This is a genomic window from Anabaena sp. WA102 (assembly GCF_001277295.1).
GTDB classification, from domain to species: Bacteria; Cyanobacteriota; Cyanobacteriia; order Cyanobacteriales; family Nostocaceae; genus Dolichospermum; species Dolichospermum heterosporum.
On record NZ_CP011456.1, the window covers coordinates 5,038,800 to 5,057,268 of the forward strand.

Genomic DNA, 18,469 nt, shown 5'->3' on the forward strand with positions numbered 1-18,469 from the left:
CTTCTTTAAGAAGTCGGGGATCTTAGTTTATGAACTAACTAACAGCTAATGAATTTTTACTGTAATATTCTGTTTGCGGGTAAATGCTAATAATAGTATTTCCTACTTCAAAAAATGTTCCTGATTGTTCATTTTTAGAAAATTGCAAATGGGGATATTTAGCCGCTAATTCATCAGCAGTTAACGCTGTAGCTGAGATTTTATTTGGTAAGAGTCCTGTCGAACCAATATAAAACACCATAGGAGAAATCTTTTCTTGGTAAATTTGCTCAACATAAGCTACTAACTTTTTATAAGCTGTCGTCATAGCTGCAATTAACTCTTCTCTATTGACAGATTTATGAGCGTGTTGAGTATATAATAATAATGCCAAATTATGCTCACCAACTTTGCCGAGAATTTCTCCTACTTTTCCATTGATATTGATTCCCAGAAAGTCATCGAAAATGGGTTTCATCAAATCATCAACTTTAGTTAGTTTCATTCTTGAAGAAATTGCTTTTTGTCGAAAAGCGATATTTTGATTTAACACCATTTCCAAAGTTGGTTTCAGGAAAATCTCGCCAGTTTCTTGGTCGTAAACTTCATATCTTCGCCCTAAAAACTGGTTAGCAGCATATAATTTACTCAAGTTGAGAATATCCTGATTACCAAACTCAATTTTATGACTAATATGAGAATCAATTGGATCTGAATATTCCTGAGTGGTAGGAAAATTCAGATAGAGATTTTTCGATAAATAATGTTGTTTTAATTCCTCTACTTGGTTACTCACAAATAATTCTGATTGATGACGTAAGCAAGCAGACAGAATGCTCGTAATCACCTTAATTTCTGCTAATTGCGTAAATAACCCATCAATATTGCCAAAATTGATATTAACAGGAACTAATGGTAAATTATCTAATTGAATTTGATATTCACAATCAAATTCAAACTTATCAGCAGTAATTACGCCTTTAGATTGCAATAAATCAAATACTTTCTTGTTGCTGATTTTAATATTTAAAGCCGAAATATGAACTTTACCATCTTTGACAATGGTATAATTATTGAAATTATGCAAATCATGAGCCAGTAACCCTGCAATCTCAATAATAGGGGTATGATCTTCCGCCTTTACCAGTTTAACTTTCCGCTTCACTAACATATTAATAGTAGCAGTATTGCGATTTATAGCAAATACACCCATTTGCACAAAATCACCAGCATAAATATCTTCACTTTGTAATTCAGGACTGATCAAATCGCCATTAATATCTCTAACACCCTTCACCCGTTTAATACGAGTTCGCTGGTAATTTTCCTTTAATTTATGTAAATTCAAAATGATATGTTGACGATATTCAGATAAAATTTGGATAAGTTCTAACAGAGAAATTTGGTGATTTAACTTCGACATAAAACCCCCTAACTTTTATCAATTAAAGACCGGATTTCCCTCTCTGCGCCTCTGCGTCTCTGCGTGGGAAAAATCCCTCTTTTCCTCAATATAGTATATTTGTACTAAAAAGTCAACTTATCCAAATCAAGACTAAAATAAAAATAGCTTTACAATTCTTCATAATTAAAACAAAACAATGGCGCGAGATTTACGAGGATTCATTAAAATTCTAGAAGAAAGAGGGCAATTGAAGCGAATTTCAGCTTTGGTTGATCCAGATATGGAAATTGCGGAGATTTCCAACCGAATGCTGCAAAAAGGTGGTCCAGGCTTACTATTCGAGAATGTCAAAGGTGCATCTTTTCCCGTCGCAGTTAACTTAATGGGGACTGTGGAAAGGATATGCTGGGCGATGAACATGGAAAAACCAGAGGAGTTGGAAACCCTGGGAAAGAAGCTAAGTATGCTTCAGCAACCCAAACCACCGAAAAAGATTTCCCAAGCTATAGATTTTGGTAAAGTGCTGTTTGACGTGGTGAAAGCTAAACCGGGAAGGGACTTTTTTCCGCCTTGTCAACAGGTGGTAGTTGCTGGAAATGATTTAGATTTAAATAAGTTACCTTTAATACGTCCTTATCCGGGAGATGCTGGTAAGATTATTACGCTAGGATTGGTAATTACTAAGGATTGTGAGACGGGAATCCCCAATGTAGGCGTATATCGTTTACAGTTACAGTCTAATAATACTATGACTGTACATTGGCTATCGGTGCGGGGTGGTGCGAGACATTTACGCAAAGCGGCAGAACGTGGTAAAAAGTTAGAAGTAGCGATCGCTCTGGGTGTAGATCCTTTAATCATTATGGCAGCAGCCACACCCATTCCTGTAGATTTATCAGAATGGTTATTTGCTGGATTGTATGGCGGTTCGGGAGTCAACTTAGCCAGGTGTAAAACTGTAGATTTGGAAGTTCCCGCAGATTCCGAATTTGTTTTAGAAGGGACAATTACACCGGGGGAAGTTTTACCGGATGGACCCTTTGGCGACCACATGGGATATTATGGCGGTGTGGAGGATTCCCCTTTGGTGCGGTTTCAGTGTATGACACACCGCAAAAATCCCATTTATCTTACCACATTTAGCGGGTTGCCACCAAAAGAAGAAGCCATGATGGCGATCGCACTTAACCGGATTTACACCCCTATTTTACGGCAACAAGTATCAGAAATAGTTGATTTCTTCCTGCCAATGGAAGCGTTAAGTTACAAAGCCGCAATTATTTCCATAGATAAAGCCTATCCTGGACAAGCACGGCGAGCAGCTTTAGCCTTTTGGAGTGCGTTACCACAATTCACCTATACGAAATTTGTGATTGTTGTTGATAAAGATATCAATGTTCGTGATCCCCGTCAAGTGGTTTGGGCGATCAGTTCCAAAGTTGATCCTACCAGAGACGTATTTATATTACCAAATACTCCCTTTGATACTTTAGATTTTGCTAGTGAAAAACTTGGTTTAGGTGGGAGAATGGGTATAGATGCCACTACAAAAATTCCTCCAGAAACAGAACATGAATGGGGTGAACCATTAAAATCAGATCCCGATGTTGCGGAAATGGTAGAAAGACGTTGGCAAGAATATGGTTTAGCAGATTTACAATTAGGAGAAGTTGATCCTAATCTATTTGGTTACGATATGAAGTAATACCCACACTCCCTTCTTTATCAGGAGGGGAGTGTGATTTGAAGATGGAAAATCTGAAAAACCTAATTTGATGATAATGTATAGAAAGCTGATAATATACAGAAAATCACAAAATATAAGAATTAACTGATTATGTCGAATTTAACAGCGATCGCTCAACTACAAAAGATTATTGTCTCAATATTCCTAACGTTGATCCTGAGTTTTATAATTCCTGCAACTGCTTCAGCTTCAAGCTTAGGAATTGAGTCAGCTAGTCTTAGTCCTTGTCCAGTTTCTCCTAATTGTGTTGTCAGTCAAAATGCTGATGCTAAACACGCTATTGAGCCGATTACCTATCATATAGAACGAGATAAAGCCAGAGAAACTTTACTAAAAGTTCTCACTGTTGTTCCCCGCACCACGATTGTATCACAAACAGATAATTATATTCATGCAATTTCTAAAAGTCGCATTTTCAAGTTTGTTGATGATGTGGAGTTTTATTTTCCTAGCGATAAGTCAGTTATTCATATCCGTTCTGCATCTCGTGTAGGAGATTCTGATTTTGGTGTCAACCGCAGACGCTTAGAACAAATTCGGTTAGCTTTACGGGATTTGAATATTTAATGTAATTTAATTTGTCTGAATCAGGATTTCCAGGATTTAAGGATTAACAGGATGAGGATGTTGTCTGAATCAGAAGTTCCAGGATTTTAGGATTAACAGGATGAGAATAGAGATTTTATTACTAATGACCAATGACCAATTCTCTATTCTCTATTTCCCAGGGCAAAAATACTCCCCACAACAAAACCCCCAAGGTGCGCCCAATAAGCGACTCCTCCCGTTTCTACACTCATTTTAGCTGCTGTCTGGAGACTGGCAAAACCAGCGATAAGATTTTGTATAAAGAAAATACCAATAATTACTAATGCGGGGATATTAATTGTGGTGATGAAAAAACCCAAAAAAACTAAAGTGGTAATTCTCGCTTGAGGAAACCAGATTAAGTATGCACCCAGAACTCCAGAAATTGCCCCACTTGCACCCAATGAAGGGATAGTGGAGTACATACCAATAAACCATTGACATAAAGCAGCTATAGCACCACAGGTTAAATAAAATAATAAATATTTAAAATGCCCTAAACGGTCTTCAATATTGTTACCAAATACCCACAGATAGATCATATTGGATATTAAGTGCCACCAACCTCCATGCAAAAATTGTGAGGTAAATAAGGTTGTCCACTCTCCACTCCAGTTGATGGTTAATTCTTGCGGTATGACTGCATACAATTGAAAAAACTGTTCTAGTTGCAGATTTGACAAACTGATTTCGTGGAGAAAAACTAGAACATTCATACCAATTAAACCATAGGTAAAATATGGCGTAATTCGGGTCGGGTTTTCATCGTAGAGGGGAAACACAAATATTGTTCCTAATCATCATTAATATCACTATAACAGGATTAAGAGAAAAGTTTCCGGCGACGGTCAGTCGCTACTACACAAACAAAGTCCACCTGCGTGGACTAAGGAAAAATTAAGATTTGAAACCCATGAAGATGGGTTTTGTCTGGTTAGCTGTGACTGACCGTCGCTTTTTAAACTTTTCTATAATTACAAAAGATTTGCTGATTCATAGAGTCTTCTGATAATAGCTGTAATTTTGATTCCGTAGTCTAAATCCGCAGACCAGCGCCCTGATAATTGATTAACTGACTGAGCAACACCTCTGGTAACAAAACGAAATCGCGGATCTACTTCTGGCTGGACTAAAGGTTCTAAACTGGCATAGGCTTTTAAATGTTGAATATGCGCTCTAACACCAATTCTCGCGCTGGGAAATGATGCTCCTTCAGCACCACCACCAACTGCACCCAAACCGGCAAAGTTATTTTGTTGGGGTTTGATGTCAGTTCCAAAACGTAAAAATCCAGTTTCTAGACACATTTGACAAAAAGCAATGTCATGATTTATGCCTTCAATGGTTGCTTCTTCTCGATATAGTTTGGGAAGGTCAGGAAATTGGGTAATGGCACTTTCATTATTGATTTTTAGAAATGATTGTAATTGTATTTCTGATGTGTTGCCATTGGAGATAAGTTGTTCAATTTGTCCGGGACAAACTGTTGAAATTGAACGTAATCTGACTGTGCGTGAGGCACTATCCCAATCAATAGAAATATGAGATTCTCGAAGTTCTATGGCTTTGATATAAACTATTTGCCGATAGGTAATCCGGCGTAAATTAGTTAATTTTGAAATATCAATCCGTAAACGATCTACTAAATCAATGGGGATGTAAGCATTACCATTAATTAATAGTCCTTGTTCTAAGTAATTTTGTCCATTGATATTGATGTTAATGCTGGGATAATTTTCGGTTGTTGGTTGCTGAGGATCATTTGCTTGACTCCAAGTAGTTAGTCCTTCGGCAATTCCGATCGCAAAATCACGACGACGACTTTGTAATAAAGCCCGATCTTCGGGACTGCTGAGGAAACCGACTTGTAGTAATATGGCGGCGATCGCTGTTTGACGACAAAATTGCAAGTTACCCAAGCCACTATCTGTATCTGGTTTGACTCCGCGATTGGGTAATTGTGGGACACGGCGCAAAAGTGCCGTTAATAACATTTCTGCATTTTGCTTGCGCTGATCGTTTTTGGCAATATAAAATGCACTTGCTCCGCGCACCGTTGGACTATTTGCCGCGTTGGCTTGAATTTCTAGGGCTACATCTTTGGCATTAGCACGAGAATTAATCCAGGCGATAGTTTGAGCCGCGCTCAAATCGTCAGGAACAGCTAAAACTTCTAAATTCCGAGTCCGCAGTTCTATCACCACCAAATCCCGCAAAAGAATCATTTCCTTTGCTTCCGTTGTGCCACCAGCGATCGCACCGGGGTCATTTTTACCCGCTTCTGTGCCACCATGTGCCGCAGAAATAAAAATCCGTCCCATTTTTACCTATTTCCGTTGTTAAGTCCCAGCAATTGCAATTCTATAAATTAGCGATCGCTTCTGCAATTCTTCTAGACACAAAAGGTAAAATTTCCCGACTCTTAGCTTGCTCTTTCCCTTCCGTAAACACCACCAACAGATAAGGGCGCTGATCTGGTAATTCAATATAAGCCGCATCATGACGGACTGTACTTGTCCAACCTGCTTTTGACCAGATTTGACTATTTTGAGGTAATCCACCCCCTAAGAAGCCTGTAACTTGGTTCTCATCGCCATCTTGGCTTAACTCTTCTGGCTTAATACTGCGTTTGAGTAAATTCATCATAGATTGCGATCGCTCACTAGAAACCGTCACCCCACCCACGATACTATGTAATAATCTCGCAGTCGCATCCGTCGTCAGCATATTCCGATTTTCAAACATCTCCCCATAAAAAGCCCTTTCCCGTCCATAAGGACCATCACCCCAAGTTTTTTGACAGACATTAACCGCCTTCATTTCCTCCCACCCCAAAGACTGGTAATAACGATTAATAATATTACGTTGATATTTCCAAGTTTCAAAAGGGCCAGGACTTAACTGAGGACCAGAAGTAGTTCCACTGATGATATCAACAATTAAACTAGTCGCATCGTTGCTAGAATCAACTATCATATCCTTCAAAGCCCGGTCTAACTCTCCCGAAGCATGACTCATTCCTTTCTCTAGCCATTCTTGCACCACCACCAAATAAAATAACTTCACCACACTCGCAGGATAAATCCGTTCTCCCCCCCGATAGCTAAAACCCCGCACCGGATGTTCCCAAAAAGCGTTAGGAGTCAGCGCACCACCCGTATTCACTGGTGCGGGAGGATCATATACCACCCAAGTGAAAGCAATTTGATGAGATGCTAAAGTTGGAAACTCTGCCCAAGTTGCCTCTAAAATTTGATTACCGATATTTTCTAGTTGTTGGTCTTGATTAAAAAAAATCATTTGTAAATAATTTCCTTATGGTATTGGGAGTTTAGGTTCTGGACTCAATCCTATCATTATCTGTATAATTACTGAGGTAATAATTATGATTAGGCTAATTTCAGGTAATTTATCATGGCATTTGATTTAACAATATTTTATAGTTATCTGTGAGGGTTAGAAGTATGGCTAACGCCACGCTACGCTATCAGGAGGTAGGGGCGCAGGGCCTGCGCCCAGTCAGGAGTATGGCTATAAATAATTGGTGATATTGATACAATTTGCTGTATTACCTAAATTCTAAAAATTCATTTTTTCTGGTTCTCGGTTCTATAACATCAGGGTTCACTCCAAAGTATTTCGCTGCTGCTGACATATCAAGTGTTAATAAACTAATATCCCCTAAATCTTTAATACCTTGAGGTATGGTTTTTGTCACTTTTGCACTATCAGAAGATTTGATATCTAAAAATTTAATAATTTCCTCTGCGACTGCTTGTGCTAAAAGCGGGGGAACAGAATTACCAATTTGTCTAAAACCATGCCATTTTGTCGGATGAAATCGAAACCAGTCAGGATAGGAATGTAACCGCGCAGCTTCCCTAACAGTAATACATCTGGGGATAAAAGGATGTATGGGACGAGGTGAAGTAAATGCACCTTTATTACTAGGTGTTCCGGCTCTTAAGGTATTACAAAAACCATCAGGATCAAGTTTATGAAAACGACTGATTGATTCGATTTTACCATGTGGTGTGGATGCAAATCTATCCATAGATTCGGTCGAATGCTTACTTCTTAAACTTGATGTTAGTAAAGTAGGATCATATTGACGTTTGTAGGAATATTTGTTTTTTGCAGTTGGAAGATTACGCAGGTTTTTAGCATAGTTACTAGGTTTAGCAAACTCTGTAAATATCCAATCTTGTTGATATAGTTCTGGATAGTTTTCTATGACTGGTAAATCTTGTAATGCTTCCCAAACTGTAGGAGTTAAGACTAACTTAGTTTCGGAAGATTGATTGGATTTTGCTGGGAATGTGATTTTTTCTGGATATTTAGGTAATTCTAAATCTTCACGCGCACCTAGTAAAAATAACCTTTCTCGATTTTGGGGTACTCCATAATTAGCTGCATTTAAAACTTGGTAATTTGCATTAACTTGATAACCACTTTCGGAAAATTGACTAATGATTTCAGCAATAAATTCTTTGTGTTTCCCGACTGTCATTCCTTTGACATTTTCCAATACAAAAAACTTGGGTTGTAATTCTACAACTAATCTAATAAAATGGAAAACTAAAGAGTTTCTTGGATCATCAAAAGAACGTTTTCCCATTAATGAGAAACCTTGACAAGGTGGACCACCAAATACTACATCAATTTCTTGATTAGCAATTTGAGAACTATTCCGAATTTCCTTCCCTGTTGTTTCTTCCACACTTTTGCATAACACAGTCCAAAAGGGAAAGTTAAATTGATGAATTGCACAATGAATTGGATCTATTTCCACAGATGCTAGGACATCAAAACCAGCTTGTTCAAAGCCTAAAGTCATGCCACCTGCACCTGCAAATAAATCAACTGCAATTGGTCGTTTTTTGGTCATTATTTAGTTATGAGTTAAGTAGGTTAGCATTGAAAATCGTCGTTATGACAAGGCAAAAGGCAAGATTGAAGAGGGTTTGGGCGATTTGGCTCTTCGGTACTTGTTATGCTAAACCGAGAAATTGAGAGAAGGGAACAGGGGAAAAATTTTAATTTTCTAGTTTTTTAATAAGACTAATAATCATTCTGCTTTCTTCTTTTAATAAATTAAGAATCATTTCTACATCTTTTTCTGAACATAATCCTACTCGGTGAGTTGAAGAAGGAGTCACCGAGTCAGTAGCCAGGAGTCAGAATCAATCAGTCGAGGATTCAAACCTGCGACTGATTAAAGACCACCAAATCGTAGATTTGGTGGGGGTCTTAAACCCAGTTATTCATCCGCCACTCGCACAGAATTCATTCTGAATTCTGACTCGGTGACTCCTGAATTCTGTTCGATAAAATTAGATGAGTTTCTAATTCATTAACTGACCCTTGAGCTATGTTTAAAAATCTTATATATTCTCCTCTATATCTTCGTCCATATCATAAGAGATATATTAGCACCGAATAGATACAGCACTTCTTCTAAGGGACTTCCAAGAAATAAATTATCCTGATTAACGAACCACAGAGGCGCAGAGGACACAGAGGAATAAGGGTTTGAGAGATTTTTGCGTTAGGTGGTTGAGTATTTTTTTATTTGGAAGTCCCTAATTTGTTGAACCATACCATATAACTCATCTTTGGGAAAAAGTTTAGTGAGGAAATAGCATCTTTGAGCAATATCCATTCCTTTTTGCCAAATTATTAAGTCTTTAAAGTCATTAATATCTGACATTCTTCCTGTTCCCTGTTCCCTCTTCCCTGTTCCCTCCAGTTTAGCATACTAAGTCCGGTAGAGCCGTAATTTTAACAGACAATCACATATTTCTTCCTTTGATGCTGGATTACGGTATGGTTCAAATATAGCGGGTGTTGTGGCTAATTTTCCCAGTAATCCTCATGATTCTAAATTGGCGTTTTGTTCTGGGAATGGTGTAAATAATACATCTATTTCTCGGACTTCTCCAGCTACACGACTGGGTGCTTCAACTTTTCCATAAGAGGGTGTTTGAAAAGTTATGGTTGATGTATCAAATATTTTTACCCCTCCCTAACCCTCCCCTTGTAAAGCTTAACGGGTGACAAGGCGGCTAAAGAGCTTGTTTCATAAGGGATAGAGCCTGAAAGCCCCGTTGAAAAAAGAGGCGTTTATGAGGCTTGAGATTGATTAAATTCAGAGCTAAATCAGCCCATAATTCCATACCATAAATCCATAGTTGTCCGTAGAGAGCAAAGCTAAAATCACTTTGACGTGGGTACTTGTCCTGATGTTGTTGAATACGTCCGGCATAAGTCTCTATACCTAATTTTTTCATCCGTTGACCGTGCATAGTGGCTAAACTATAAGCAATGACAATCAATAATACTAAAGCTAAAAAGCGAGTTTCATTTACTTTAGTATCCTCTAAATTATAACCACCAGTTTTACAATCCTTAAAGAATTGCTCAATTCCCCATCGACATCTATAGAGGCATAAAGTTTGTTGGAGAGTTGGTAGATTCGTCAAGATATACCAAGGTTCTTTTGGTCCAGAGTTCCGATATTTTCTCTTCCAATAAACAGCGATATTAAATAAGCCTAATTCATCCCCTTTACCACATTTAACTTTTTCATAAAATCTCGACATTCCTGGCTTAAATCCTTGATTTTTAAGAACTTGATATTCTTGTTCAGGTTTTTCTTGAAAATAAAGGTTTTTCTTCTGGCGTAAAGCGAAGTAAACTCCTTGCTCATCAAGCCATTTAGCCAGTTTTGGACTATGAAATTCTCTGTCTGCTAACACCACAATTCGACATTTTTTTAACAACTTTATTGCTGTCTTTATTAATCTTTTCTGTGTTTGTAAATTACTATTTCCGACATGATTTAATGTTTCCCAATATAGTGGTAGGGCATGAGTACCCCATACCAATGTCACCATAAATATATTTCGCCCCTTCCACTGTGTTCTATCCAGTGCTACCATCCAATAACCATATTTTTGATACTGTTTTTTATGAAAATAACGGCGCTGTTCTCGATTCAGTTGTTTTGGTGTTAACGATTGTCTAATCCAATATTTTATCAATGGAAACCATAATAATTTTACGCAGAGTTTACCTATTCCTAAAAATCTTTGTAGATTACGTTTCCTGCTTTCATATTTAATTGGTTGGGGAAACAAGCTGGCCAATTTTGACAGTTTTACTTGGCGATGAGCCTGTATTAATAACAACAATATCTCTAGTGTCAAATACTGCTGTTCACTCAAATGCTTTCGGAAAATTGTTTGATATGATTGTGGTAACATTTTTTGCTTCGGGGGCTTCTTTGTCCCTATTTTTTTACTCCCTTATTTTCTCAAATTATTGCCACATCTCATCTTCAACCGCCTTGTCACCCGTTAAGCTTGTAAAGGGGAGGGAACTGGATTTTTATTGTTTTTCTCCTTGTAAAGGGGGGGTAGCAATGTGATGAAAATTACGGAATACCACTTTTAAAACATCCTCTAAGCTTTTAGTAGTTCTTCTAGGTAATCTTTTGCGAATTGGTCATGGATAAAACGAGTCATTTTAATTAAATGTACATTTCTAGTATTTCTTTAGCTGTACGATCGCACACTCCCAATTCTCCCAAACAATGGCGCATTTCTTGATAAGCTGTGAAAGTTTGTTGTCTTTTTTCAGGATTTAACAACAATTCCATTGCTGCTTTGGTAATATTCTCGGCTGTGGCTTGTTCTTGCAAGAATTCTGGGACAATTTCCCGCATGACAACTAAATTGACTGGAGAAGCAAAAGGAATTGAACCTTTAAGAATATGACGCGCAATCCAAGCTGTAAGAGGATGAAGCCGATAAACTACAACTTGGGGAACATTTAATAATGCTAATTCTAAATTCACTGTTCCCGACTTATTAATAGCAAAATCAGCCGCTGCTAAAATATCTTGAACGCCTTGTTGTTGACTTGATACTATTGTAGCTTTTAACCCATATTCTTGAATTGCGGCTGTAATTGGTTCTCTAAATGTTTCCAAGGATAGAGGAATCCAAAAATGGACATTTGGTAGTTTAGATTGGATGTTTTGGGCGGCTTGAAAAATTATTGGTAGAAGATATTTTAATTCTTGATGACGGGAAGCTGGTAAAAGTGCGATCGCTATTTCTTCTACTTTAACTCCTAATTTCTCCCTCGCAGTTGTCCGACTAGGCGCATTTGCCATTCTATCAATTAAAGGATGTCCTACCCAAGAAACATTTGCCCCATTTTGTTGATAATATCGGGCTTCTTCCGGGAAAATTGCTAATAGTTTATCTGTAAAACCAACAATGCGGTTAGTATTCTGAAAACTCATAGACCATACCCACTCTTGAGGAGCGATATAATAAGCCACAGGCACATCAGGCAAATTTTCCTTCATGAATGTACCAATGCCCAAATTTGGACCCATATAGTCAATGAGGACGACTAAATCCGGGGGATTTTTCTTCAAGTGAGCGATCGCTTGCCGTTGTACTCTTAAAGTAGGAATAACATAAGGCAAAGACTCAATCAAACCCATTGAACCAATACCGCTGGTATTACCCAAAATTCTTGCCCCGGCTTCCGCCATTTTATCTCCACCCAAGGCAATAATTTCTAATGTCAACCCCGCCGCAACAGCTTGGCGTTGAAGTGCCTTAATTAATAGCGAACCCTGTAGATCTCCAGAAACTTCGCCAGTGCTAATAAATATTCGCATTTTTAGATATTAGATATTAGATTTTAGATTTTAGATTTTCATGTCCTTTCCTACCCCATTCCCCCTTACAAATTACCTATTTTCTTCTTCTTCTTCTTCTTCTTCCTTCGTGTTCTTCGCTTCTATCCCTTCGGGACGCTCCGCGAACGTGGTTCATTCAATTTATATTCTGGCGACAAAAACAGAGTAAAATTTGAGGACGGGTAAACCCCGCCCCTATATCTATTCATCACTGACGGATTTTTTACCTTTTCCGGGAATTAAACCTCGTCTTCCCGACATTTGGGAAAGTAACAAGAAACGGCGAAGATGTTTTAATTCTTCTGTATCTCCTAAATTTTCCAACTCCTGCAAAGCATCTTTAAATAAAAACTCAGAACGATAGAGAAGACGGAAAGCCTTTTTAATTAATTGAAAGTCACTCGCAGGCATTCCCGAACGTTTTAATCCTACCAAATTGAGCGATCGCACTTTTGCCGGATTTCCCTCCACCAACATATAAGGAGGTACATCTCTATCAATGCGTGTCATTCCTCCCACCATTGACATCCCCCCAATATGGACAAACTGATGTACACCTAAAACGCCGCTGAGTCTAGCCCGCGATTCAATATGTACATGACCTGCTAACGCCACAGAATTAGCAATAATGACAGAATCCTCAAGCACGCAATTATGACCTACATGAACATAAGCCATCAATAAATTGCCATTGCCGATTACTGTCGCTTCACCCCTACCAGTAGCGCGGTTAATCGTCACATACTCACGAATGGAATTATTATTACCAATTTTTACCCAAGTAGGTTCTCCCACATACTTGAGATCCTGCGGCTGCATACCGATAGCTGCACCGGGGAAAATCTGATTTCCCGTACCAATTTCACAAGGTCCCTCCAGAACAGCATGAGCGCCAATTACAGTGTCTGCGCCAACTCTGACGTTCTCTCCAATCACAGCATAAGCACCGACTTGCACTGTTGGGTGGAGTTCCGCACTAGTATGTATGACAGCAGTTGGATGAATAAGTGTTTTCAACATATCTTTAACTATGATTTTTTTGATTTTTTTGATTAAGATGATTATGGAAATCGCATGATTTTCAACTATGATTCTTTTGATTTAGATCATCATGGCAATCACATTAATCAAATAAATCATAGTTAGGACTTAACTAATCAAAGAAAACATTAGCTCTCCTTCAGCGGCTAGTTGTCCGTCAACTTCCGCTCGTCCTTGCATTTTCCCGAAACGACGCTGTTTTACCCACAACAGTTCCACCGTCATTACCAGTTGATCACCGGGAACAACTTGACGACGAAAACGAACTTTATCAATACCAGCAAATACAAACAGTCCTCCTTTTGATGCTGGCATTTGCGTCATCACAATGCCCCCAACTTGTGCCATTGCTTCAATAATTAACACACCGGGCATGAGCGATCGCCCCGGAAAATGCCCTTGAAATTGGGGTTCATTAAAAGTAACATTTTTAATACCCACAGCCTTTTTACCAGGTACATAATCAATAATCCGATCTACCAGTAAAAATGGATAGCGATGGGGCAAAAGTTCCTGAATTTCCTCAATGGTCAAGGTAGTTTTAATTGTCTGTTTATCCTCACTTGATGTATTTACTTCCTGAGAATTAGGTTCGGTAATAGTGGACATTAGTTGTAAGTTATTTGAATGATTAGACACTAGGAATAGGTATACCAGGGAACAGGGAGCAGGGAACAGAGAACAATAAATAGAAATAAAAGTATAAATACTATCTTACTTTTTGATTACTGTTTCTCTCTTGCTCTCGGAAACTGCCATCAATTCAGGCATTTTAGAATAACTCTAAAATTTTCCGTGCTAGTTGAATGTGTAAATTATGACTAGCTTTGTACGCCAAAAAATGAGCAACAGGGAAAGTTCCCAGTAAACTTAAATCTCCTACTAGATCCAAAATTTTATGACGGACTGGCTCATTTGCAAATCGTAATGGGGGATTTAGCCAACCTTGAACCCCACAAACCAGAGCATTATCCAAACTCCCACCTTTAATTAATCCCGACCTTTGCAGATATTCAATTTGATCCTGTAACCCAAAAGTCCGTGCTGGTGCAATTTCCACCGCAAAATCCGCAGCAGACTTTTCCAAACAGGTCATTAATAACCAACTGTGCCATTGATTACCAATTGCCGCCAAATTAAAATCTATACCATAGCTAAATCGAGTTTCCGGTGCAGGTAGAGCGCAAACAAAAGCATCACCTTCATAAATCCAAATCGGTTCAGTAATCACAACAGGTGCGGGTAAATTATTCGCCATTTGAGCAACTAAACCCACCTCAGCAATTCTTTCACACCAAATCCGCGCCGAACCATCTAAAAGTGGCACTTCCGGTCCATCAATTTCAATTCTGGCGTTATCCACCCCCATAGCCGCCAAAGCTGCCAGTAAATGCTCTACAGTGCGAACACAGACCTCATCCTTACCCAACTGAGTAGAAAGCACAGTCTTACTCACAGCCGCAACCTGAGCAGGAATCATAGGTGAATTTGGTAAATCTACCCGCACAAAAAAGCGGTTACTTCCCGGTAGCGCAGGTAATATTCTCACCTGAGTATTGACACCACTATGCAAACCCACACCAGTCTGAGTAATTTCCCCGCCTAACGTATGTTGTTGCATCGCCCAACAATCCCCATATTGTAGTTACTATTGCTTATTATTAAGGCACAGGAGTCAGGAGGTAGGGGCGCAGGGCCTGCGCCCAAAAAAGATTCAGGAGTCAGGAGTAAAATTCCTAGCCACTGACAACTGACCACCGACCAATTTAAAATCTTTCTCCAATCCCAAAATTGATCCGACTATCACCTTCATCAGTGACACCATAATCTATACGAATTGGTCCAAGTGGAGACTGTATCCGCAAACCCACACCATAGCCATAGCCATTACCATTTTTCTTTAACAATTGTGCAGATTGGGTACTACTTCCCAAATCACTACCATAATCAAAAAATAGTGCGCCACTGACCACAGAGAACACAGGGAAGCGATATTCAACCGCCGCTTGGATATACTTACTACCCGTACCTAATCTGCCTTCGTCATAACCCCGAACCGAGTTACTACCACCCAGAGTAAAGGCTTCATAGGGAGGCACATCCCCAAATATAGTTCCGCCTTGGAGGTTAAATGCTAAAGTTTGCGGTTTTTTGCTAAAGCTAATCAATTTAATTGGTAGATACTGACTATAGTTACCTCGTAACCTAGTCATAAAAATACTACCTGAACCTATAGGTACAGATTGATCAACTCCAAAGCTGAGGAAAGAACCTTTTGTGGGTTGTAAGGCATTATTGCGGAGATCCCTTTGTGCGCCCAGCTTGAATAGTAATAAATCATCTTCCCCAGAAGACGAAAGGGTGAGGGGAATTTTACCACTGATGATTTGACCATTATCATTAAATATTGCCCCTTCCTTCCTTAAATTGCCGTCAGCATCACGACCAGAAACCCGTTGATACTGTAGTCCCGCAGAAGCCAGCCACTCGGAATTTTTGAAAGGATTGGCAGAAAGGGGACGAGTAAAGGTAACACCACCACCTAACCGGGTAATCCGAGGGCGATCTTGTTGATTTGTATCCGTAATATTACCAGGATTAAAGGTTTCAATGTTGTTATCTTTGCCTTCAAAAATTAGAGAAATAGAGCGACGACGGAAAATATTGGTTGTATATGAAGTTCGATAAGGATCACCACCAATCCAGGGATCAGTAAAGCGGAGGTCAAATAGTAGTTCTCGTTCTCCTAACTGTACCTCTGTCCCTAATTTTTGGTTTCTTCCTCCCAAGTTTTGCTGCTGATAGCTGACAGTTCCAAATAAACCACTGGCGGAACTGATTCCCGCCCCGGCAGCAATAGAACCGCTGGTACGTTCAATTACATTGACTAGGACATTTACTTTGCTGGGGTCAGTACCAGGGGCAAGGGATATAGGTTCAGTATCTGGTGGTTCAAACAATCCTAATCCATATATCCGTGCTAAGTCTCTCTGCACTGTATTGCGATTGAATACCGTTCCTGGCTTTAATTCTAATTCTCGCGTCACAACATAATCCTTTGTCCGTCCCCGAATTGGGTTGCCTTTGTCGTCTACGTCCTCACCATCTTTGTTACGGAATCGGACTTTCACGCTTTCTACAACCCCTTCAGCGACTTGGAGGGTAACAACTCCATTGTCTGAGACTTTGGGTGCGCCAATTAAGTTGGCTAATACATAACCTTGATCTTGATAGCGCTTAGTTAATTGCTTGATGCCTTCGCTTAGTTCCCGCAAGTTAAGAATTTTGCCATACTGATTACTAAATATTTCGTTGGCTGTCTCAGCAGGAAGGACAGAGGCTACACCCGTCCCAGGATTTGCTTCTAATTCTACTTTGGAGAGGATGGGATTGGGGGTAACAATAAAACTGACTCGCACACCAAGAGGGGTATCTTCTGGAAATGCTTGGACGTTGGAGAAAAACCCAGTTCTAAAAATTGCACTAATATCTTCTTGGAGTTGGGAACGGGTTGTTGTTTGTCCGGCTTGGGTACGAACTACTTTATAAACTTCGGTTTCTAGTGCGGGGGTGATTTGTCCTGTTTCTGATTTAATTGCTACCTCTGACACCAGTACACGGGCTTCCGTTGCTTCTGGACTAGATTCAGCCGCAGGAGGTTGGGTCGGTTTTGCTGGGGTAGTTACTGTGGGTTGTGGTGTAACTTCAGATTCCGTCTTGATTGTTGAGGGAGTTGAGTTTTTTTGAGTAGGTGTAGCCGCGGGGGGTTGAGTAGTCCCTGGTTGGGGGACTTGTGCGGTAATGGGAACTATTGTGGTTTTTGGCACAATAACAGATGCTTTGTCTACTGCTGCCGAATTGGCTGTGATCAGTTTGACAATGGGGGAAAATTGGTTAGATTCTTTTTCTCCAACTATTGGCACTATTAAGGCATGGGATGTCAGATTTTCACTAGCATCACTTTTGACAGGATGCTGTTTTTCTGGCTGGTTTGTTTCTGCTGTCAAAACTTCTGTGGTCTGTGGGTGACTATCAGTAGCTTGGGCGTTTGCTTTGACAGAAATTGCTAAAGGGACTGTAATGGCTACCATAGCCATTAATCCGGGTGTTAAATGTTTTTTAATCATATTTCTCTTCACTACCGCACACCATTATTTGTTAATCACTGGAAAAATTACTTACTCGGTTTTGTAACTTTCTACTACTTTTAATACTCTCTGTAAAACCTCCTGATAGGCATTTTCTACGTTTCCTAAGTCACGACGAAAACGGTCTTTATCCATAACTCGACGGTTAGTATCGGTTTCGGCTATGTCCCATAAACGACAGGTATCGGGACTAATTTCGTCAGCTAATAATACTTGCTGTTGGGAATCTACGCCAAATTCAAGTTTAAAGTCCACTAAGGTAATTTGACACTTTTCCCAAAACTGTTGCAGAAATTCGTTGATTTTCAAGGCAAGATGGGTAATTTGAGCAACTTGTTCCGGTGTGGCTAATTCTAGAAGAAATAGGCGATCGCTTGTCAGTAGAGGATCACCTAGACTATCATCTTTATAATAGAATTCCACCAAAGGCTGTGATAACACAGTTCCCAGTGCTAACCCAGTTTGCTGACACAGGCTACCAGCCGCAATATTTCTGACCACCACTTCTAAGGGGATAATTTTTACAGCCTTAACTCTCATCAAATTCGGGGCTGGACTATCAATAAAATGAGTTTTAATCCCCTGCATTGCCAATTGTTGGAACAGTTGACTAGAAATACTACAGTTAATCATGCCTTTGTTTTCAATGCTGCCCCGTTTTTGAGCATTAAAGGCTGTAGCATCATCTTTAAAATCAGCCAACAAAATCTCTGGATCATCTGTGGCGTAAAGAATTTTAGCTTTGCCTTCGTAAAGTTTAGAATTAACAGACATGGTAGTAGATACTGTTTTCGGTAATGGACTGCTTAAATCTGAAAGTTTCACTATTTTATCTTTGGTTA

At 39.3% G+C, this 18,469-nt stretch carries 16 protein-coding genes and 1 pseudogene; 2 read left to right on the forward strand and 15 right to left on the reverse strand.

The window, feature by feature from the left end; genetic code table 11:
* Positions 1–34 precede the first annotated feature (34 nt).
* Positions 35–1,402, reverse strand: coding sequence for a hypothetical protein (locus AA650_RS22145; RefSeq protein WP_053540682.1), 1,368 nt, complete (start codon positions 1,400–1,402; stop codon positions 35–37).
* 178 nt (positions 1,403–1,580) lie between these two features.
* Here AA650_RS22145 and AA650_RS22150 point away from each other — a divergent pair, with 178 nt between their 5' ends.
* Together AA650_RS22150 and AA650_RS22155 are read left to right on the forward strand one after the other, a co-directional pair.
* Complete coding sequence (locus AA650_RS22150; RefSeq protein ID WP_053540683.1) at positions 1,581–3,089, forward strand: UbiD family decarboxylase; 1,509 nt, start codon at positions 1,581–1,583, stop codon at positions 3,087–3,089.
* 132 nt (positions 3,090–3,221) lie between these two features.
* Positions 3,222–3,698, forward strand: a complete 477-nt coding sequence (locus AA650_RS22155) for a DUF1499 domain-containing protein (protein WP_053540684.1) — start codon at positions 3,222–3,224, stop codon at positions 3,696–3,698.
* A 143-nt stretch (positions 3,699–3,841) separates the two neighbouring features.
* Here AA650_RS22155 and AA650_RS22160 read toward each other — a convergent pair whose 3' ends face one another.
* The 14 genes and pseudogenes from AA650_RS22160 to purC all read right to left on the reverse strand — a co-directional run bounded on the left by AA650_RS22160 (position 3,842) and on the right by purC (position 18,401).
* On the reverse strand, positions 3,842–4,501 hold the full coding sequence (locus AA650_RS22160; protein ID WP_027404822.1) for a rhomboid family intramembrane serine protease: 660 nt from the start codon (positions 4,499–4,501) through the stop codon (positions 3,842–3,844).
* 192 nt (positions 4,502–4,693) lie between these two features.
* The gene (gene tftA / locus AA650_RS22165; RefSeq protein WP_053540685.1) at positions 4,694–6,040 is read right to left on the reverse strand and encodes a hormogonium tapered terminus morphoprotein TftA; all 1,347 of its coding nucleotides are present in this window, start codon (positions 6,038–6,040) and stop codon (positions 4,694–4,696) included.
* Between the two features lie 40 nt (positions 6,041–6,080).
* On the reverse strand, positions 6,081–7,019 hold the full coding sequence (locus AA650_RS22170; RefSeq protein WP_053540686.1) for a serine hydrolase: 939 nt from the start codon (positions 7,017–7,019) through the stop codon (positions 6,081–6,083).
* Positions 7,020–7,287: 268 nt separating this feature from the next.
* The gene (locus tag AA650_RS22175) at positions 7,288–8,607 is read right to left on the reverse strand and encodes a DNA cytosine methyltransferase (protein WP_053540687.1); all 1,320 of its coding nucleotides are present in this window, start codon (positions 8,605–8,607) and stop codon (positions 7,288–7,290) included.
* 398 nt (positions 8,608–9,005) lie between these two features.
* The gene (locus tag AA650_RS27155) at positions 9,006–9,107 is read right to left on the reverse strand and encodes a four helix bundle protein (RefSeq protein WP_168636501.1); all 102 of its coding nucleotides are present in this window, start codon (positions 9,105–9,107) and stop codon (positions 9,006–9,008) included.
* A 160-nt stretch (positions 9,108–9,267) separates the two neighbouring features.
* Complete coding sequence (locus tag AA650_RS27160; RefSeq protein WP_081981518.1) at positions 9,268–9,429, reverse strand: four helix bundle protein; 162 nt, start codon at positions 9,427–9,429, stop codon at positions 9,268–9,270.
* A 66-nt stretch (positions 9,430–9,495) separates the two neighbouring features.
* A pseudogene (locus AA650_RS28875) lies at positions 9,496–9,732 on the reverse strand (hypothetical protein); the annotation flags it as partial.
* Positions 9,733–9,784: 52 nt separating this feature from the next.
* Positions 9,785–10,984, reverse strand: a complete 1,200-nt coding sequence (locus AA650_RS22180) for an IS4 family transposase (RefSeq protein WP_053537530.1) — start codon at positions 10,982–10,984, stop codon at positions 9,785–9,787.
* Between the two features lie 266 nt (positions 10,985–11,250).
* Positions 11,251–12,417: a lipid-A-disaccharide synthase gene (lpxB, locus tag AA650_RS22185; protein ID WP_053540688.1), complete on the reverse strand. Its 1,167-nt coding sequence runs from the start codon at positions 12,415–12,417 to the stop codon at positions 11,251–11,253.
* A 222-nt stretch (positions 12,418–12,639) separates the two neighbouring features.
* On the reverse strand, positions 12,640–13,455 hold the full coding sequence (gene lpxA / locus AA650_RS22190) for an acyl-ACP--UDP-N-acetylglucosamine O-acyltransferase (RefSeq protein ID WP_053541378.1): 816 nt from the start codon (positions 13,453–13,455) through the stop codon (positions 12,640–12,642).
* Positions 13,456–13,587: 132 nt separating this feature from the next.
* On the reverse strand, positions 13,588–14,088 hold the full coding sequence (gene fabZ / locus AA650_RS22195) for a 3-hydroxyacyl-ACP dehydratase FabZ (protein ID WP_039203757.1): 501 nt from the start codon (positions 14,086–14,088) through the stop codon (positions 13,588–13,590).
* A 163-nt stretch (positions 14,089–14,251) separates the two neighbouring features.
* Entirely contained in the window at positions 14,252–15,100 is an 849-nt protein-coding gene (gene lpxC / locus AA650_RS22200) for a UDP-3-O-acyl-N-acetylglucosamine deacetylase (RefSeq protein WP_053540689.1), read from the reverse strand.
* A gap of 145 nt (positions 15,101–15,245) precedes the next feature.
* Complete coding sequence (locus tag AA650_RS22205) at positions 15,246–17,606, reverse strand: BamA/TamA family outer membrane protein (RefSeq protein WP_053540690.1); 2,361 nt, start codon at positions 17,604–17,606, stop codon at positions 15,246–15,248.
* A 51-nt stretch (positions 17,607–17,657) separates the two neighbouring features.
* Complete coding sequence (gene purC, locus AA650_RS22210) at positions 17,658–18,401, reverse strand: phosphoribosylaminoimidazolesuccinocarboxamide synthase (RefSeq protein WP_053540691.1); 744 nt, start codon at positions 18,399–18,401, stop codon at positions 17,658–17,660.
* Positions 18,402–18,469 lie beyond the last annotated feature (68 nt).